This is a genomic window from Phytobacter diazotrophicus (assembly GCF_052061655.1).
Classification (GTDB): Bacteria; Pseudomonadota; Gammaproteobacteria; order Enterobacterales; family Enterobacteriaceae; genus Phytobacter; species Phytobacter diazotrophicus.
Genome location: NZ_CM125428.1, coordinates 3,328,193 through 3,343,901 on the forward strand (window position 1 = coordinate 3,328,193; position 15,709 = coordinate 3,343,901).

Genomic DNA, 15,709 nt, shown 5'->3' on the forward strand with positions numbered 1-15,709 from the left:
TTTTTACTAAAATTTGATGTCTGGTGAGGTAAATTGTATTTGCCACTCTGTACTGGCCGTTATATTTATCGCTCTGTATCGGGCACAATATAAGACCGTGTTCCTGGCTGTCTGCCGAGGTTATTATCAACCTCAGTCATGCCACTATTTATTCCGTCGGCGTTTCCTCATCCGGCGCCTGGTCAAATAAGGCCGCGGCCATTGAGGCAATGCGGTCATGCTGCACCAGCTTCTCTTTCCATTCCTGCGGAATCCCCGACCAGCCATATAATGCACCGGCAAGTTGTCCGGCCGTCGCCGCCACGCTGTCGGCATCATCGGCAAGGTTCGCCGCCAGCAAGATGGCATCACGGAAATTGTCGGTGTGCCATACCGCCCACATGGCCGCTTCCAGCGTATCGATAACATAGCCACTGGAGCGGATCTGGTCGCGGCTTTTTTCTTTATATTCACCGGCGTTGATGATCAGCACGCGCGGCTCTAACGGCATCATTTGTGGGGAAAATACACGTTCTTTGTCGTACCCATTAATCAGCAGAAGCAGTAAGCAGCTCAGATAATGTGCGGAACTTACAGCCTCGGTCGCGCAATGGGTGGCCTGACTTTGAATTTTCGCGTTATAGAATGTCTGAGCGAAATTGCGACGAAAATAGATCGGTACAGGCGCTAATCGAATAATGGATGCATTTCCCGCTGTTTCCGGGACCGTATTACCAAACCAGTCCGCTCCGTTAATCTCATATTGTTCCAGGGCATAACGGGTCGCATTGCCAATATCAAAACAGACACCGTTAACGCTGTTATAGCCCTCGCGATACCACTTCACCAGCTTTTCCCTGAAACATTGCCTGCTGGCATATTTGCGCTCCAGCATTGTTTCAGCCAGACACAGGGCCATAGAGGTGTCGTCGGTCCACTCGCCGGGTTTCAGGCGAAATGGCCCACCACCCACCATATCCGTCACGGTACGATGGTCACGAGGCATAAATTCCAGCGTGGTGCCCACGGCATCGCCCACGGCGAGCCCGACAAGCGCGCCTGTGGCCCTGTCGCGACAGATATTCAGCGGCTTGACCTGATCAGGCGTGTCATACCATTTTGTCGACGCGGCTTCTTGCGGGTTCTCTACCAGTGGATGTGCAATGTAGTCATACAGCATGCGGTGCTGCGTCCGCGCATTAGTAAACGGAATATAGTGCTCATACTGTTTTGCATAACGCTCTATTTCCCGAATATCAGAATGTAAATCGATCACGATTGTCCCTTCCCTGTCTTTCTTTACTGCTGTATCGCAGGCCGCGGTTTGCCGCTACCGTCTTTTACAAAGACCAGGCTCTTATCATTTTGCCCCAGCTTACCCTGATAAACATTCCCCACCTGATAAGCTGCAACGGCGATAGCACCAGTGTGGCAACAACATTCACAATTTCAAACGTCGAGATATTCATCCCTTAATACCATCCTGTCACGTTTTCATGGCGCCAGCATCAGCACTTTGAACTGGCTCGGCACGATACGCATACCAATCGCATTGGTGGAGTTTTGCAGGCTCACACTGGTCAATCGCGTGGCGGGAGTGCCTTTTAACAGCACGGTAAACGCACCGGTTAAATGCCGGGATGGCCCCATCACGGTCCCAGAGGCCACGCCTGTTGCCACGCCGGGGTTATCGCCGTTGGTCAGTGGCGTGATGGTCGCCATATTGTGGGCTGGCATCCCCATAAACAGGATATTCATCGCATTAGGGATTGCCGTCGGCCCCAGCGCAATATCCGGATAGGGAATGGGCGTGGGGGCTGGCATGGGCGTCAGGCAGACATCCGGAAAGGCCAAATCAACCCCGAAAAGCTGGCAGTTCGCAAACATGGCGGTTCCTTATCCCATATGAATCTGTTCAGAATCGACTTTGGTGATCGCTTTGGACGTGATCACCGTGTTGTGGGCATGCAGGCGCGCATAATCCTCAGCCTTCATGTCCAGTTGCCCGGCGCGAACCTGCTCGGTCTGTCTGGTCGTGCGAAACAGGCTGTGGCTGATTTGGGTGACGGTCTGCCAGACAGATTCTGCCCGCTTGCCGACAACGCGCGACAGGCTGACCCACGCCGAGAGTTTCTCGCCGCTGTATTTCATTTCGTCGATATGGCAGTCACCCTGCCCGGCGGTGACACGGAGCGCCTCGCTACTCAGGCTTAGCTCCCCTGCGCTACGAATATGCAGATCGCCCGGCACGCTGAGCTCCGCAACCTGCGGGTTGGCCCGTTCCAGTACCGCCAGCAGCCAGATTTGGCGCTCTACGCTGGCAATCAACACCGTATCGCCGGTCTGCGGTGCGATAACACAACTCGCAGCCCGGCGACAATGCCAGCCACGCCCTTCGCTTTCTACCGTCAGGCTGCCGTCAGCAAAGCAGTGGGTCACCACCGCCGATGCCTGTACGGGCGGTAGTATGGGTTGGGCCATCAGATGGTTGACTTTACTCATTATCTCTCCTCAACGGCGGCTCTGGCGCTGCAGGCTCCAGGCCTCAGCAGCCAATAATTCTTCGTCATATTCGAGAATGCCCTGACGTCCGGTGAACTGGGCATTCTCCTGATTTGCCCGATGCATCCGGGTGCGGGAAAAGGTCGCGCCGCGCAGGTCGGCCAGACGCTGGTCGGCACCGGTAAAATCGCTGTAGGTCAGGTCACAAAGGGTAAAACGCACACCGACAGCATTCACCTGCTGCAGGATACTTTGAAACAGGCGGCTCTCGCTGAAATCGGCCTGCTCAAGCGTGGCGCCCACAAAAATAGCCTGATCAAAGAGGCTGCCACGACACTGCGCGCCACGCAGATTCGCTTCCATAAACAGCGCCTGGGTTGCATTGACCTGGTTTAACCGCGCGGTCTGTAACGACGCCCCTTTAAAATTGCACTGGGTAAGCTGCGCGCCGCTAAAATCCGTGCCATCTAACTGGTTGTCGGTAAACTGGCAGCCGGTAAAGCCGTGCCGGGCGTAATCTTTCCCGCGCTGATCGCAGTCGAAAAAAACCACCCGTTCAAACTGACTGCCCTCAAGCACCGTTGTACGCAGATCAATGCCATAAAAGGTGGTCAGCAGAAAACGGCAGCCGGCAAAGCGGGCATGAGCCAGCGGTGATTCAAAAAAGACGCTGCGTTCAGGTATTGCCCGATCAAAGTGACTGTCTGCCAACGCGCAGTGCATAAATTGTACGGTCTGTAGCGAGCATCCCGTAAAAAGGCTGCCCGTCAGCGTGCAGTGGTTGAAGATACATCCATCAAGCGGTGTTTCCTCTACCCGCAGGTTTGCCATTTCGCACTGATTAAACACCGTCTGGGTTAACCGGGCTCCCCGCAGGTTTACTCCGTTTAACGCACATTCGGTGAACGCCGTTTCCTGCAAATTGGCCCCTTGCAGGTTCACGCCCTCCAGCGAGACCTCCTGAAAAATACCGCCGGAGAGATCGCAGCCCTGCAAATCCAGCCCGTCGAGGGAGATTTCGCTGATCGGCTCGCCGCCTTTCACCCGCTGTTGCAATTGTGCTGCGGTGAGCATCGTCATATCACTTCTCCATCGCGCTTCGGCAGCGTTTTGATGCGTTTCGTCCATGCCCCATCAAGGCGGGTGGTATCGCTGATGAACGCCTGCGAGAGATCGGCGCGAAAAAGATTCGCCCCGCTAAAATTGGCCCCGCCAAGCTGACTTTTTTGCAGCAACGCCCCCATCAGGTTGGCATCGGTGAAATCGGTATCGCGAAAATCGGTGCGCACAAACAGGCTCCCCATCAGGTTTGCCTGACCAAAGTGGCTGGCGCGGCAATCCGCTTCGCTGAGATCGCAATTCTCCAGCTTCGCCAGGGTGAATTGCGCGCCGGCGAGCGGCGTCTGACGCAGGTTGCACTGCACGAGCGAAGCCTGGCGGAAGTCGGCGCCCGCTAAAGTACTTTCGGCCGCTATCGCGGTAGCGATTAAAGTGGCCCCGGCAAAACTCGCCTGTTCCGCCTGAGTCTGGACAAAGGAGCAGCTATCCAGCCGCGCGTCGCTAAACACTGCGGCCACCAGCACCGATTGCATAAACGCGCATTTATGCAGCCGCGCACCGTGAAAATCGGGTTCTGCCAGGGTGAGTTCCATGAAGATGCAGCCGTCCAGCGAGGCGTGGTGGAAACGGCAGCGGCTCAGCCCGGTTTCGCGTAACAGCAGTCCATCCAGGCTGGCGTTATCGAAGATGCACGCCTCGAACAAGGCATTTTGTGTCTGCGTCTCTTTAAAGCGTGCACCGCTAAAATCACTCTCCTGACACTGAGCAAGCGCCAGGCTTGCCCCGGTAAAATCACATCGTTGTAATGAGGTGCGCTCAAATTGCGTACGAGCAAGCATCGCCCCGGCAAAACAGGCGCCATCCAGCTTACTGTTGCGGAAATCAGCACATTCCAGCAGCGCCTTTGTGAAATTCGCACCACTGAGATCCATACCGGAAAAGTCAGCGCCGGTGAGATCCATACCGCTAAAATCGCCCCCTTGCGCGAATGTACGCCCGGCACGCTGGCGGATGATCTGTGCAAGGTCACCCGTCAGGCGTACGGCGGGGGGCTGTTGGGCCACAGCCGCCAGATACATCTGATGCAGCGCCTCGCTCGCCTGCTCGCGCTTTTTCTCACTCATCAGGTCACTGTTGCGGTGGAGCATTTCCTGCATGCGATGCAGTGATTCCGGCCCGCGCGGTAACGTGTCATCCCTGTGCGGGTACTTCGCTTCCATTTCGCTTTTGCGCTGTTCCGCATCGGCCTGTATTTCCTGCGCCTGACGTTCCATTTTTTCCATAAACTCAGGCAATTCATCGAGGGCAGGCATCTCAGGCTCTTCAATGTTGTCGAGCAGATCGCCAATGTCGCGCCCGTTTGCTTCCAGCCTTTCCCGGTACTGTTCGCGCAGCAGTTTTTCGCGATTCTTTATGTTGTCGCGCATCGGGCTCGGCGTCTGCTGCACCTCACTGTCAAGCCACGGGCCGATAAGCGATTCCGGCAGCAGATCCTTTTCGCGAAACGCGAACAACGCCCCTTTTTCTTTATCCAGGCGCTGGCTGAGGACTTTGCGATAGTGGTTGAGCGAACGTCCGGCACCGTTTTTTTCGAGCGCGGGCATTAAGTGCAAAACATCCGCCGCGTCGTCTTCATTAATGCGGATATGCCCCTGCCAGATAAGCACCATTTGCTCCAGATGCGGGAAAAACCAGACGGTGGTTGCGCGCAGGGTTATCTCTTCAAACAGGGTCTCTTCCAGGCGCAACCGGCTGATAAAGCAGCGCGCGTGCCAGGGGGGCAATGTGCCTTCCTGCACAGGTTTTTGCGGGTGCATGTTCCAGATACGCCACGACGCCTGTTCCGGCAGGGTGTCTCTGTCCCACCACTGATCGGGGCTGGCGGCATTAAACACCGTCCAGTCGATGTCGCGGGCAAAGCCGGGAAAATCGTTCTGCAACCAACCGGCGTCATAATTTTTGCCCATCCGGCGAAAGCGACGCGGCCAGGTGAGATCAAGCGGCCCAAAGCTCGCAGGCTCCGGCCTCTGTTTTGGCGAGGTCATACGCCCGTGGAGGGGCTCAATGTTCGGCAGTCGGTGGAGGTTTTGTCCCTGATGATTTTCCGGGCAAAACCCCACCCCATGCGGGTTTTCTTCACAGCCTGCACCACCCCAGGCGCGCGTCCAGTCCAGACGCATGTCGCCAAAAGGCTGCGGTGGGGTCATTTTGCTGCCCGACCAGAAACGGTCGCCAAACACCACCAGTGATTTACTGAGATTGTCGATATCCACCCGCGCCATCACCGCCGTTTTTTCCTGCTGGTGGTGAGTATAGGCATAGCCGGTGGCCAGGAATTCTGCACGGGTTTTCGGCATCGCCATATCAATAACGCCGCCGCTGGTTTGCAGTTCACTGGCGGCAAGCTGCCAGAGCTCCATCTCCGGACGCAGTGTTGGGGCCTCCCCCATATCGGTCAGCGCCATCACCGACACGCCAAGATGGTTTTTACCCTGCCAGCGGAAAGGGCGATGGAGCACGCTCAGGCGCAAAGGTTTAATAATCTTCATCCGTAATACCTTATTCGCCTAATATGAGTGGCCGATCGTATAACGCAATTCTTTTCGGGTCTTTGGGGTCATATTTGATGGTGGTGCCATTACCGGCTTTAAAGCGTTCTCTCTCTTCAAAGTTCATAGATGTATAGAAGCTTGCCTGTACTTCCTGCCCCTCACGGGTTTTAAAGTTCACCGTCAGTAAATAGACAGGGTTTTCTGCATCCCACATCCCCGTTTGCCTGGCGACAATAATATCCGCATTGGCACCAATACCGGTTTTAAGCACTGATGCTTGCCTAAAGGAATCTTTAATATAAATAATAAGGTTATCGCGCAAGCTAAGGTAGATAATATAAAAGACGGCTGAAAATATCCCAATGGGCAGCAGATACCAGTAAGTGTCAAAAAATTCCATTAATTTGGACCTTTCGTGTATACGCAGAGTTATTTCCAGAATAAACGCAGCCAGAAAAGCTTAGTCAAACACGTTCATTACTGCAATCCGTGGCAGTTTGTCATCACTGTATTTTACTGTCAGGGTTAACCCTTTTTTCAGTTTATGAATATCATTGGGTTTAACAGCGGCCCTGGCACGGTATTTCTTTCTCTTTTTAGCGAAATCCGCAAAGAAATAGCATTCGTAAAGATAATATTCGCCACGCTTCGTACCGGTACGCTGCCAGGACTCCAGAGGAACATGAATGGTTTTCCCGGCCCATTCTTCGCGTGATATCCAGTCGCGCAATAACCGCGTTTGTACCCCATACTGCTTAAAAAAAACAACGGCAGACCACAGTCCCACAAGGGTGATAATCAATCCAGAGATAAAGAAAGGGTCACTCATGACATTGATAAAAATGTTCATATGAACCCTTTTTAAAGTTAATTTGTGGGTAAGCCACGTAGCTAACCATGGCTTTTCCCACTATGATAATCAGCGACGTTTGAGAAGAGGGTTTGGAATATCCACAATAACTTTTTCGGGTTCTTTTCTTGAGTATCTTAAAGAAATGGTTTCACCGGGCTGGTATTTATTGATATTCATTACATCAATTACCGCATCAGCTTTACCACTGATTTTTTTACCCGTCTCAATCTCATAGTCAAAACTTACCGTGATGTTAATAAACCCGGAGTTCCCACCAGAGCGACTGGATACATCAGTGATAATCCCCGTAGTATTGACGCCAGCCGCCGCTATTCCATCTTTGACTTTCTTATTTTTGGCATCCCTGATGAGCAAAGACACAATAACATAGGCAAAAAAAGCCAGGACGGCGAATACGATGACATCTGTAACATATCTCATATTTATCATCAATGCTCAGCTTGCATGCTCAGTACTGCCATTTTCTTTGGCGGAACACCTTGATATTTAATCACAATGGGCATCCCTTTTTTAAGCTGGGGGATTTCAGATACTTTTAGCGCGGCAGCCGCTTTATATTGTTTCACCCCACCCTCCAGATTTGCATCAAAGGTAACGATAAAGAAATAATCAAAATCATGCGTAGTGGAAGTCTGTTTCCACTCGCGCAATGTTGCCGTCGTCACCTCGCCCTGCCATTTATCTCTCGATAACCAGTATCTTATTTCTGTAACATCTTCTTTTTGCCCCTTCAATCCCTTAAGGCAGATAAAAATAAAAAGCAGCATCACACCCAGCGCTATTGAGTTTGAATGTTCAGATAAAAAATTCATGATGTTAGGTAATATTAAATATTAAGTGCCAGTCATTATTATCTTTAAGATCTGGTATATATTATTAGAAAAATTACATAGATAGCGTTTAAGGAGCAGCCAGTAAAGGCTTACCGCTGGCATCCTTAACCAAAATGATCTTATTTGTTTTGTCATCAAATTTCCCCTGATACACATTGCCAACCTGGTAGGAACCGACAGCGATGACATAAGCCGTTTCCTGATGATTTTCAACCAACCAGCTTTTCTTATTTGCAGGCTCTTCAATTCTCAGAGACATATCAATAACAGGATTATTATTTATAAACAAACCATTCTGCTTCATGGACAAGATGGTGACATTAACATCGCGACCTCGTTCAAGAACGATCTCTTCACGCTGTTGAGAATTGCGGACTACTCGATGGGCAAGATGCCATATGAACGCCATCAATGAGAGTGTCACCACAACATTAACGATATTAAAAAGCGACATAAATTTTCCTTTATTACATAACCATATAGAGAGCGAACAGCGCTGTTTTTAGGCTTCCACTATCCACACGAGCGGCCTCAACCCGTTGAGCATTGACTATCGTCCGCCCAAATGTAAAACCTTTATGCGACACATCGACACCAGTGAAAGCATAACTACCTGCTTTTAACGCTACCGTACCAAGAGAGATTGTAAATTGCTTTACCAGATAATCCATCGCATCCTGAGCGAAGCTTGTTTTTTGGACATCATTACGTTCAAAAACTGGAGAGTCGATAAACACTTTGGTATCGCTCTTTATGGTGATTTGTTGTGGCGATTTAATGACAATCTGACCAGTAACGGTCTGCGACCATTCTCCGTTAATATCTACTTTAACGTTATCGCTTATTGTCTGATTTTGTCCACCCGAGGTAATAGTAATCCTCTCACCGGAATCGATAGTCTTATCATGCATTCCCTTTATATGAGTTGTATCATTTCCGCTGATTTCCCTGCTGTTGTTACCATTGAGTATAAGTTTCCTGTCGCCAGTAATTGAACTCTCATCACCGTCATTCTCAATCGTAAGCTTGCGGCCATTCTTAATGCTCGTGATTTCACTGTTATTAAAGCTTTTCGCTTCAACATCATCCACAGTAGTTGTACGCTTCGCTTTGTAATAAAAAGTTGCATCCTGCCGGACTTCATCCGTCTGTGTCTTTTTGATCGTCGTCGTCCGGTTACCGTCGATATTGACCGTCTGATCATTCTCGACCGACACCATCATGTCTTTCTCGGAATGCATCTGCACCGATTCATTACCCGGACTGTCTTCAAAAAACAGGAAGCTGGCATTATCGACGCTGCCATCCTTGCTGCGGGTCATAAAGCCCATCCGGGTGGCATCACCAGGCAGGTCCCACGGCGGCATACTGGCTTCGTTATAAACACGCCCGGTGATAATCGGCCTGTCGGGGTCACCGTTAATAAAGTCGACCACCACTTCATCACCAACACGCGGAATCTGCACGCCGCCAAAGCCTTGCCCTGCCCAGGCGCTGGAAACACGCACCCAGCAGGAGCTGGTATCGTCGCCTTTTGCCTGCCTGTCCCAGTGAAACTTCACTTTCACCCGGCCATAGCGATCGGTCCAGATGCTCTCTCCCTGCGGACCGACGACTTTTGCGGTCTGTGGCCCATAGGTACGCGGCCAGGCCGTTTTTTGCGCCGGACGGTACGTGACAGAAGAAGGAATGACAGTGAAATCAATGCGGTGCATTGTTTGCGAGCTCCCGCCGCTGGCGTAGGCATTCTCTTCCAGCCAGTAGTTAGCTTCGGTGGTCAGGTATTCCGCATTATCGCTGAAAAAGGGGGCGTTATAGAGGGTAAAAGTATGCCCAGGGGTGATGCCCAGCGCGGTGGCGCTGCCCTGTATCTGCTGGTGCTCAACCTGCCAGCGTTCCTGATGAATGCGGGCATAGAATTCACCGTGTCCATGATCAACAAAGCGCCCCGGCCAGTCATAAACGTTAATGCTGCCGGGCTCCGGCGAGTTTGGATTCTGGCGCGCCTGAAACAGCCAGGCATTCGGCTTACGGAAATCGTAATCGTCCAGGCTGTAGATCCCCGGCGTCACGCTGTCCGTTAACGCCCACTGGCTGATCCCCTCTTCGTCGGTACTGCCGCCGGACGGTGTGACGTGGTAGGGAATGGTTTCGTAACCGGCAAACGGCTGATGCTGGCTGGCGGCATCGGTCAGAACCATGACGTGGCGCCCGGATTCGTGGCGGAAGAAGTAGCTGATGCCCTCCAGTTCCATCAGGCGGCTGATAAAGTCGAAGCTGCTCTCCTGATACTGTACGCAGTAATCCCAGACGCGGTAACTCTCGCTCAGTTTGTCTTCAACGTTAACCTTACTTTCAGAGAGCAACGTTTTGACGATTTGCGGTACCGTCTGCCCCTGGAAAATACGCAGGTTACGGTCGCGTTGCATTGGCCATAAGTCGGATTCAACACTGAGCTGATAGACCGCGTAGCGAGTGCCGGACAACTCCACGGCGCTCACCGCCACACGGGTCACTTTGCCGTTAAAGTAGCGCGGCGATGTCATATCCTGCGTCGGGACAGTCACGGTGACGGATTTGCCCAGCAACTGGCTGCGGTCTATGCGCGCATCGGTGCCCAGCAACGTCAGGCCAAGTGCATAAGGTTCTGACAGCGCTTCACGCCCTGACAGTTTCCAGAACAATAGCCCGTCTACGGGGAGCTGTACGGTAATACGATTGAGCATAAGGTTAATTCCGTTACAAAAATCATGAAGAACCAGGTGCAATCATTAAATTATCGTGCCCGAACGACAAATATAATCAACCAGCAGTCAGTGAGGATATTACAAAAACGGGCAATGGCGTCCGTTTTATCTATTCATTGATATCGAGAAAGGGGGCTAGTCATTTCTTTTCAGAAAATTCCTGGCAATATGCAGTTTAGCGAAACAGCAATTAAACGAAATGGATCACCCTATGTGAACCTGCTGTTTTTGCCATCGCCTCATCAATATACTTCTGTTTTATTTCATCAGTGAGCGGTGTTTTTTCATGCGGCGGTTCAAACTGCTGCATGCTTTTCATCACAGCGTAAAAACCGCAGATAACCCTCTCCCCTTGTGCTTTAATTTTCCAGCCATCAATATCCAAAATAATAGAAGCGCTCGTGCCGGTAATTTTCATTATCAGGTTACTTTGCCGTTCAAATATTCTGGCTAAGCCACACCCCGTGTTCCCCTGCTTTAGCGCAAAAAAAGCACGGTAAAGTGCAGCATGTTCTACTTCCCACGATGAAACTTAATACTCTGAATAATTTCCTGATATTGCTGCTGATGACGTTCGTTAAATTCCCCCGGACAGGTCGCCACATAGCTCACCAGTTTTTTTCCGGCTGGCGCTGCGTCCAGTAAAATAATGGTCTGACGCTGGAAGATAACGCGATTATCATTTTTGAACTGATAGAAAAGCTCAACGGCCGGGTAGCCATCAACCGTCAACATTTGCGTCGACTCAAGATAAAAATCGGTCAGCGTATCTTTTAGTTCGCGAAGCGTTCTGGCGGCGACAGCATGTACTTTATCGTCGGCATTTGCACTGGCGCGAGACACGACAAACGTAAATTCATTGCCACCATCAACAGTGTGTGTAAATGCATTCATAGTTCGGTCTTTGGCTGTATAGGGCATTGCCACATTTATTTTTATGCAACCGATAGACTGCCGGAGCGATATTGCGCACCGGCAGCGAAGAGATTACGGTTGCGGATTTACCAGCCAGGTACCGGCACTGGTGATATTTAACGTCTGGTGACGGGTCTGACCGTTACCCTGCAACACCAGCGCATACTGGCCCGGCTGCAGTTTCAGGGTCGCGAAACCATTGCTGGCCGGTGTTATCGACTGCGATTCCCCGTTGAGGGTCAGTTTTTCTCCCTCATTCATGCGCACATAGACCTGTGCAATCGCCGCAGGCGGCGTGGTTGCAGCGGGTTTATTCGCCGCCACAGGTGCGGTTTGTGCCGGGGCCGTCGGCGCCGTATCCTGCGCAGGCGCAGCGGTGGTGGACGTAGCTGCTGGCGGCGTCGAAACCGGCGCACTGTTTTGCGCAGGCGGGGCGGCCGGTGTGGCTGGCGCGACGGGGGTATCGGCAGGCCCGGTGCTTGCCGTCTGATTCGCATTCTCCTGCGGCGTATTGCCCTGATGGAACAGCACGCCGCCGGCGATCAGGCCAACCAGCACCCCGGCCGCCACCAGGCCTGGCACTTTGTAACGCCGCCAGTCCAGGACACCAGGTTTGGTTTCAACCTCTTCAATGGGAACCAGCATGGTGCCCGGCTTTTTCACGTTCAGCACATCGTCGAGTCCGGCGACCGGCATTTCGATCAGCGCCGCAAATTCATCGATAGTTTGCGGACGGTCTTCCATTTTCAGCGCCAGCGCCTTGTCCACCGCCTGCAGCAAGGACGGGGAGTAACCGGGTAGATGGCGATGGGCCAGCGGCTGATAACCATCCTGAATGCTGCGCACCACACTCACAGGCGGCGGTGAGCCCACGATCAGCGTATGGAGTACGGCACCCAGAGCGTAGATATCTGTCCACGGTCCCTGCTCGCTTTCGTTATCGTCAGTGTATTGCTCAATCGGCGCATAGCCTGGGCGCAGCATGGTTTCGGTCTCATCGGAGACCGAGCCAATACTGCGGCGGGCAGAGCCGAAATCCAGCAGGACGGGCAGGCCGTTATCCTGAATCTGGATGTTATCCAGCGAGATATCGCGGTGCAGATAGCCTTCGTCGTGGATGGTTTTAATTGCCCCAAGCAGCATCGGCAGCGTGCGGCGGATCCACGCTTCGTTGATCATCTGCGGGTTCTTTTCGCGCAAACGGGAGAGCGTGGTGCCGCTGTAAAAGACCGTCCCCATATAGGCGGTGTCGTTTTGCACCCAGAAACGCAACACGTGCAGCAGGTTCGGGTGATTAAAACGCGCCAGCAGGCGCGCTTCCTGAATAAAGCTGTTCAGTCCGGCGGAAAAGGCCTTACCAAAGCGCTCGCTACGCAACACCAGCGTCATGTCGTCATTGCGTACCGCAAGCGTTGAGGGCATGAACTCTTTAATGGCTATAGTGCGTTCGAGTTGATGATCCCAGGCACGGTAGACAATGCCGAAACCGCCACCGCCAATCACCTCTTTGATTTCGAACTCATTAAAGCGGTATCCCGTCGGCAGTGCGTTCGGTACAGTCCGGTTGTTTTCGTGATCCGTCATAATGGAAAACTCTCTTGATAATGGCATTACGCCGCAAACTGACAGTGAAACTCGCCCTGTGCAAAGGTAACGTGTAAACGTCGGTACTTCTCGTCACGCGCGCTGGCATCAAGCAAAAGCTGACTCATTTGTGGCAACAGCGTGTTGGTCAGAATCGCATCGACCATGCGACCGCCCGATTCCACCTCCGTACAGCGCTGGACGATTTGCGTGATGACGCTTTCATCCACCTCAGAGACAATGCCATGGTTCTCCTCAAGACGACGCTGAATGCGCTTGATTTGCAGACGCACGATCAACGCGAGCATCGCTTCGCTTAAGGGGTAATACGGCACCACCAGCAGACGGCCCAATAGCGCAGGGGGAAAGACTTTAAGTAATGGAGGACGCAGCGCATCACGCAGCGCATCGGGATCCGGCAACAGTTCCGGGTCGGCGCACATACCGCTGATCAGTTCAGTCCCCACATTCGACGTCAGGATAATAATAGTGTTACGGAAATCGATATGTCGCCCTTCGCCATCTTCCATCCAGCCTTTATCAAATACCTGGAAGAAGATTTCATGGACATCCGGGTGCGCTTTTTCGATTTCATCAAGCAGCACCACGCTATACGGACGACGGCGCACCGCTTCGGTTAGCACGCCCCCTTCACCGTAACCCACGTAGCCCGGAGGCGCGCCTTTCAGGGTGGAGACGGTATGCGCCTCCTGGAATTCACTCATATTAATGGTGATGACATTCTGTTCACCACCGTAAAGCGACTCCGCCAGCGCCAGAGCGGTTTCGGTTTTCCCGACACCAGAGGGACCGCACAACATAAACACGCCAACCGGTTTATTCGGATCATCCAGCCGCGCGCGGGAGGTGCGCACCCGGCGGGCTATGGCCTCCAGACCGTGGCGTTGACCAATGACCCGCTCATTGAGGGTATCCGCCAGTTTCAGTACCGCATCGATTTCATTTTTCACCATCCGGCCCAGCGGGATGCCGGTCCAGTCGGAGACCACCGCCGCAACGATATTGGCATCGACAGCGGCAAACAACAGCGGCGCATCCCCCTGAACCTCGCGCAGCGCCTGCTGCTGCTGTTCCAGTTCATTGCGCAGCGCCGGGTGTTCCTCCTCCGCCGCCTGGCTGAGCGCACGACGCAGGCGGATAATTTCATCCACATGCCCCTGCTCCTGCTGCCAGCGCCGGGTCAGGGCATCACGCATCTCACCAAGACGCTCGCGTTCGGCCTGTAGCGTTGCCACGCGGCTTTCGTCACCGGCCGCCATTCGCGCCTCGCGCCCGGCGATCTCTATCTCCACATCCAGCCCGGCAATGCGGTGCAGGCAATCTTCCAGTTGCGGCGGCGGCGCGCTGAGGCTCACCGCGACACGCGCACAGGCGGTATCGAGCAGCGCCACGGCTTTATCGGGCAACTGGCGCGCCGGAATATAACGATGGGAGAGCTTCACCGCCGCGACCACCGCTTCATCTAACAGCAGCACCCGGTGGTGTGTTTCCAGCGCTGAGACAGTGCTGCGCAGCATCAGTACCGCTTTTTCTTCATCCGGCTCGGCCACTTGTACCGTCTGGAAGCGACGGGTCAGTGCCGGGTCTTTTTCGATGTATTTTTTGTACTCAGCCCAGGTCGTTGCGCCAATGGTACGCAACTGGCCGCGCGCCAGCGCCGGTTTGAGCAGGTTAGCGGCATCGCCCGTTCCTTGCTGCCCACCCGCGCCAATCAGGGTGTGGATCTCATCAATAAACAGCATGATCGGCACCGGGCTGGACTGCACTTCGTTGATCAGCGCCTGCAGACGGGCCTCAAACTCCCCTTTCATGCTCGCGCCGGCCTGCAACATGCCGATATCCAGCAACCACAACTGCACATCACGCAGCGGTTCCGGCACATCGCCTGCGGCAATGCGCAGCGCCAGCCCTTCCACCACCGCCGTTTTACCAACCCCGGCTTCACCGGTGAGCAGCGGGTTGTTCTGACGGCGGCGCATCAGGATATCCACCATCTGGCGGATCTCCTCATCACGCCCGACCACCGGGTCGATTTTGCCGTCACGCGCCCGTGCGGTGAGATCCTGCCCGTACTGCGCCAGGCTCCCCTGACGTGCGGGTGCGGCAGCCGCGTTTTCCGGCACAGCAACAGACTGCGCGGCTTCTTTGCTGTCGGCAAATATGGCGTCAAAATCATCGAGCAACGCGTCAACGCGCACCCGTTCAAACTGCGACGAGATACCTTTTAAGACCGTTGCCAGGCTCCAGGTTTTTAATAAGCCAATCAGCAGGTGGCCGCCGCGAATGCGGTTGACGCCAAATTTCAGCGAACCGTAGACCCAGGCGCGTTCGACCGCGTTATCAATATGCTCAGACAGATCGGAGACGGAGCTTGCACCGCGCGGCAGACTATCCAGCGCGTGGACGATATCCTTCGTTAAGGCTTCCTCGCTCAATGAAAAATGACGAATCACCTGCTGAAGATCGCCCTGGTCTTGTTGCATTAACGCATGCAGCCAGTGAACCAGTTCCACATACGGATTACCGCGCAGTTTGCAAAAGGCGGTGGCGCTTTCCAGCGAGGAAAATAACAGCGTATCCAGTTTGCCGAAGAGCACGGCACGGCTAATTTCTGACATGATCGATTCCGTGAATGTAAGAGAT

The 15,709-nt window shown here is 53.3% G+C and carries 15 protein-coding genes; all 15 read right to left on the reverse strand.

All coding sequences use genetic code 11. The features are described 5' to 3' along the window. Positions 1-148: 148 nt before the first annotated feature. Positions 149-1,255, reverse strand: a complete 1,107-nt coding sequence (gene tri1, locus ACS0RQ_RS16165) for an ADP-ribosylarginine hydrolase Tri1 (RefSeq protein WP_271851119.1) — start codon at positions 1,253-1,255, stop codon at positions 149-151. Between the two features lie 218 nt (positions 1,256-1,473). Beyond that, positions 1,474-1,866 carry a DUF4150 domain-containing protein gene (locus tag ACS0RQ_RS16170; RefSeq protein WP_039079463.1) on the reverse strand — a complete coding sequence of 131 codons (393 nt, stop codon included), beginning with the start codon at positions 1,864-1,866 and terminating at the stop codon, positions 1,474-1,476. 9 nt (positions 1,867-1,875) lie between these two features. Further along, the gene (locus ACS0RQ_RS16175; RefSeq protein ID WP_039079464.1) at positions 1,876-2,481 is read right to left on the reverse strand and encodes a DUF3540 domain-containing protein; all 606 of its coding nucleotides are present in this window, start codon (positions 2,479-2,481) and stop codon (positions 1,876-1,878) included. Between the two features lie 9 nt (positions 2,482-2,490). Beyond that, positions 2,491-3,561, reverse strand: coding sequence for a pentapeptide repeat-containing protein (locus tag ACS0RQ_RS16180; protein WP_334634160.1), 1,071 nt, complete (start codon positions 3,559-3,561; stop codon positions 2,491-2,493). Beyond that, positions 3,558-6,089 (reverse strand): DUF2169 family type VI secretion system accessory protein, encoded by a 2,532-nt coding sequence (locus ACS0RQ_RS16185; protein ID WP_334634158.1) that lies wholly within the window; start codon positions 6,087-6,089, stop codon positions 3,558-3,560. The genes ACS0RQ_RS16180 and ACS0RQ_RS16185 overlap by 4 nt, the downstream gene beginning before the upstream one ends. 10 nt (positions 6,090-6,099) lie before the next feature. Beyond that, positions 6,100-6,492, reverse strand: coding sequence for a DUF3592 domain-containing protein (locus tag ACS0RQ_RS16190; protein WP_271851122.1), 393 nt, complete (start codon positions 6,490-6,492; stop codon positions 6,100-6,102). Between the two features lie 60 nt (positions 6,493-6,552). After that, a complete protein-coding gene (locus ACS0RQ_RS16195) occupies positions 6,553-6,942 on the reverse strand; it encodes a hypothetical protein (RefSeq protein ID WP_271851123.1) in 390 nt (129 codons plus the stop codon). A 69-nt stretch (positions 6,943-7,011) separates the two neighbouring features. Beyond that, complete coding sequence (locus ACS0RQ_RS16200) at positions 7,012-7,386, reverse strand: DUF3592 domain-containing protein (protein WP_271851124.1); 375 nt, start codon at positions 7,384-7,386, stop codon at positions 7,012-7,014. An 8-nt stretch (positions 7,387-7,394) separates the two neighbouring features. Beyond that, positions 7,395-7,778, reverse strand: coding sequence for a hypothetical protein (locus ACS0RQ_RS16205; protein ID WP_271851125.1), 384 nt, complete (start codon positions 7,776-7,778; stop codon positions 7,395-7,397). 88 nt (positions 7,779-7,866) lie between these two features. Continuing rightward, a complete protein-coding gene (locus ACS0RQ_RS16210) occupies positions 7,867-8,253 on the reverse strand; it encodes a hypothetical protein (protein ID WP_193795796.1) in 387 nt (128 codons plus the stop codon). A 13-nt stretch (positions 8,254-8,266) separates the two neighbouring features. Next, entirely contained in the window at positions 8,267-10,525 is a 2,259-nt protein-coding gene (locus tag ACS0RQ_RS16215; RefSeq protein WP_271851126.1) for a type VI secretion system Vgr family protein, read from the reverse strand. Positions 10,526-10,736: 211 nt separating this feature from the next. Beyond that, on the reverse strand, positions 10,737-10,964 hold the full coding sequence (locus ACS0RQ_RS16220; RefSeq protein ID WP_271851127.1) for an Imm74 family immunity protein: 228 nt from the start codon (positions 10,962-10,964) through the stop codon (positions 10,737-10,739). Positions 10,965-11,059: 95 nt separating this feature from the next. Then, positions 11,060-11,440: a DcrB-related protein gene (locus tag ACS0RQ_RS16225; RefSeq protein ID WP_039079471.1), complete on the reverse strand. Its 381-nt coding sequence runs from the start codon at positions 11,438-11,440 to the stop codon at positions 11,060-11,062. A gap of 93 nt (positions 11,441-11,533) precedes the next feature. After that, entirely contained in the window at positions 11,534-13,045 is a 1,512-nt protein-coding gene (locus ACS0RQ_RS16230; protein WP_271851128.1) for a serine/threonine protein kinase, read from the reverse strand. Positions 13,046-13,071: 26 nt separating this feature from the next. Further along, a complete protein-coding gene (gene tssH, locus ACS0RQ_RS16235) occupies positions 13,072-15,684 on the reverse strand; it encodes a type VI secretion system ATPase TssH (protein WP_039079473.1) in 2,613 nt (870 codons plus the stop codon). Between the last annotated feature and the right edge of the window lie 25 nt (positions 15,685-15,709).

Excerpts from the sequence above, each read along its gene's own strand:
- ACS0RQ_RS16200 (WP_271851124.1), bottom strand. The coding sequence starts at position 7,386 with ATGAGATATGTTACAGATGTCATCGTATTCGCCGTCCTGGCTTTTTTT.
- ACS0RQ_RS16225 (WP_039079471.1), bottom strand. The coding sequence starts at position 11,440 with ATGAATGCATTTACACACACTGTTGATGGTGGCAATGAATTTACGTTT.
- ACS0RQ_RS16205 (WP_271851125.1), bottom strand. The coding sequence starts at position 7,778 with ATGAATTTTTTATCTGAACATTCAAACTCAATAGCGCTGGGTGTGATG.
- ACS0RQ_RS16175 (WP_039079464.1), bottom strand. The coding sequence starts at position 2,481 with ATGAGTAAAGTCAACCATCTGATGGCCCAACCCATACTACCGCCCGTA.
- ACS0RQ_RS16180 (WP_334634160.1), bottom strand. The coding sequence starts at position 3,561 with ATGACGATGCTCACCGCAGCACAATTGCAACAGCGGGTGAAAGGCGGC.
- ACS0RQ_RS16210 (WP_193795796.1), bottom strand. The coding sequence starts at position 8,253 with ATGTCGCTTTTTAATATCGTTAATGTTGTGGTGACACTCTCATTGATG.
- ACS0RQ_RS16220 (WP_271851127.1), bottom strand. The coding sequence starts at position 10,964 with ATGAAAATTACCGGCACGAGCGCTTCTATTATTTTGGATATTGATGGC.
- ACS0RQ_RS16170 (WP_039079463.1), bottom strand. The coding sequence starts at position 1,866 with ATGTTTGCGAACTGCCAGCTTTTCGGGGTTGATTTGGCCTTTCCGGAT.
- ACS0RQ_RS16195 (WP_271851123.1), bottom strand. The coding sequence starts at position 6,942 with ATGAACATTTTTATCAATGTCATGAGTGACCCTTTCTTTATCTCTGGA.
- ACS0RQ_RS16215 (WP_271851126.1), bottom strand. The coding sequence starts at position 10,525 with ATGCTCAATCGTATTACCGTACAGCTCCCCGTAGACGGGCTATTGTTC.
- ACS0RQ_RS16230 (WP_271851128.1), bottom strand. The coding sequence starts at position 13,045 with ATGACGGATCACGAAAACAACCGGACTGTACCGAACGCACTGCCGACG.
- ACS0RQ_RS16190 (WP_271851122.1), bottom strand. The coding sequence starts at position 6,492 with ATGGAATTTTTTGACACTTACTGGTATCTGCTGCCCATTGGGATATTT.
- tssH (WP_039079473.1), bottom strand. The coding sequence starts at position 15,684 with ATGTCAGAAATTAGCCGTGCCGTGCTCTTCGGCAAACTGGATACGCTG.
- ACS0RQ_RS16185 (WP_334634158.1), bottom strand. The coding sequence starts at position 6,089 with ATGAAGATTATTAAACCTTTGCGCCTGAGCGTGCTCCATCGCCCTTTC.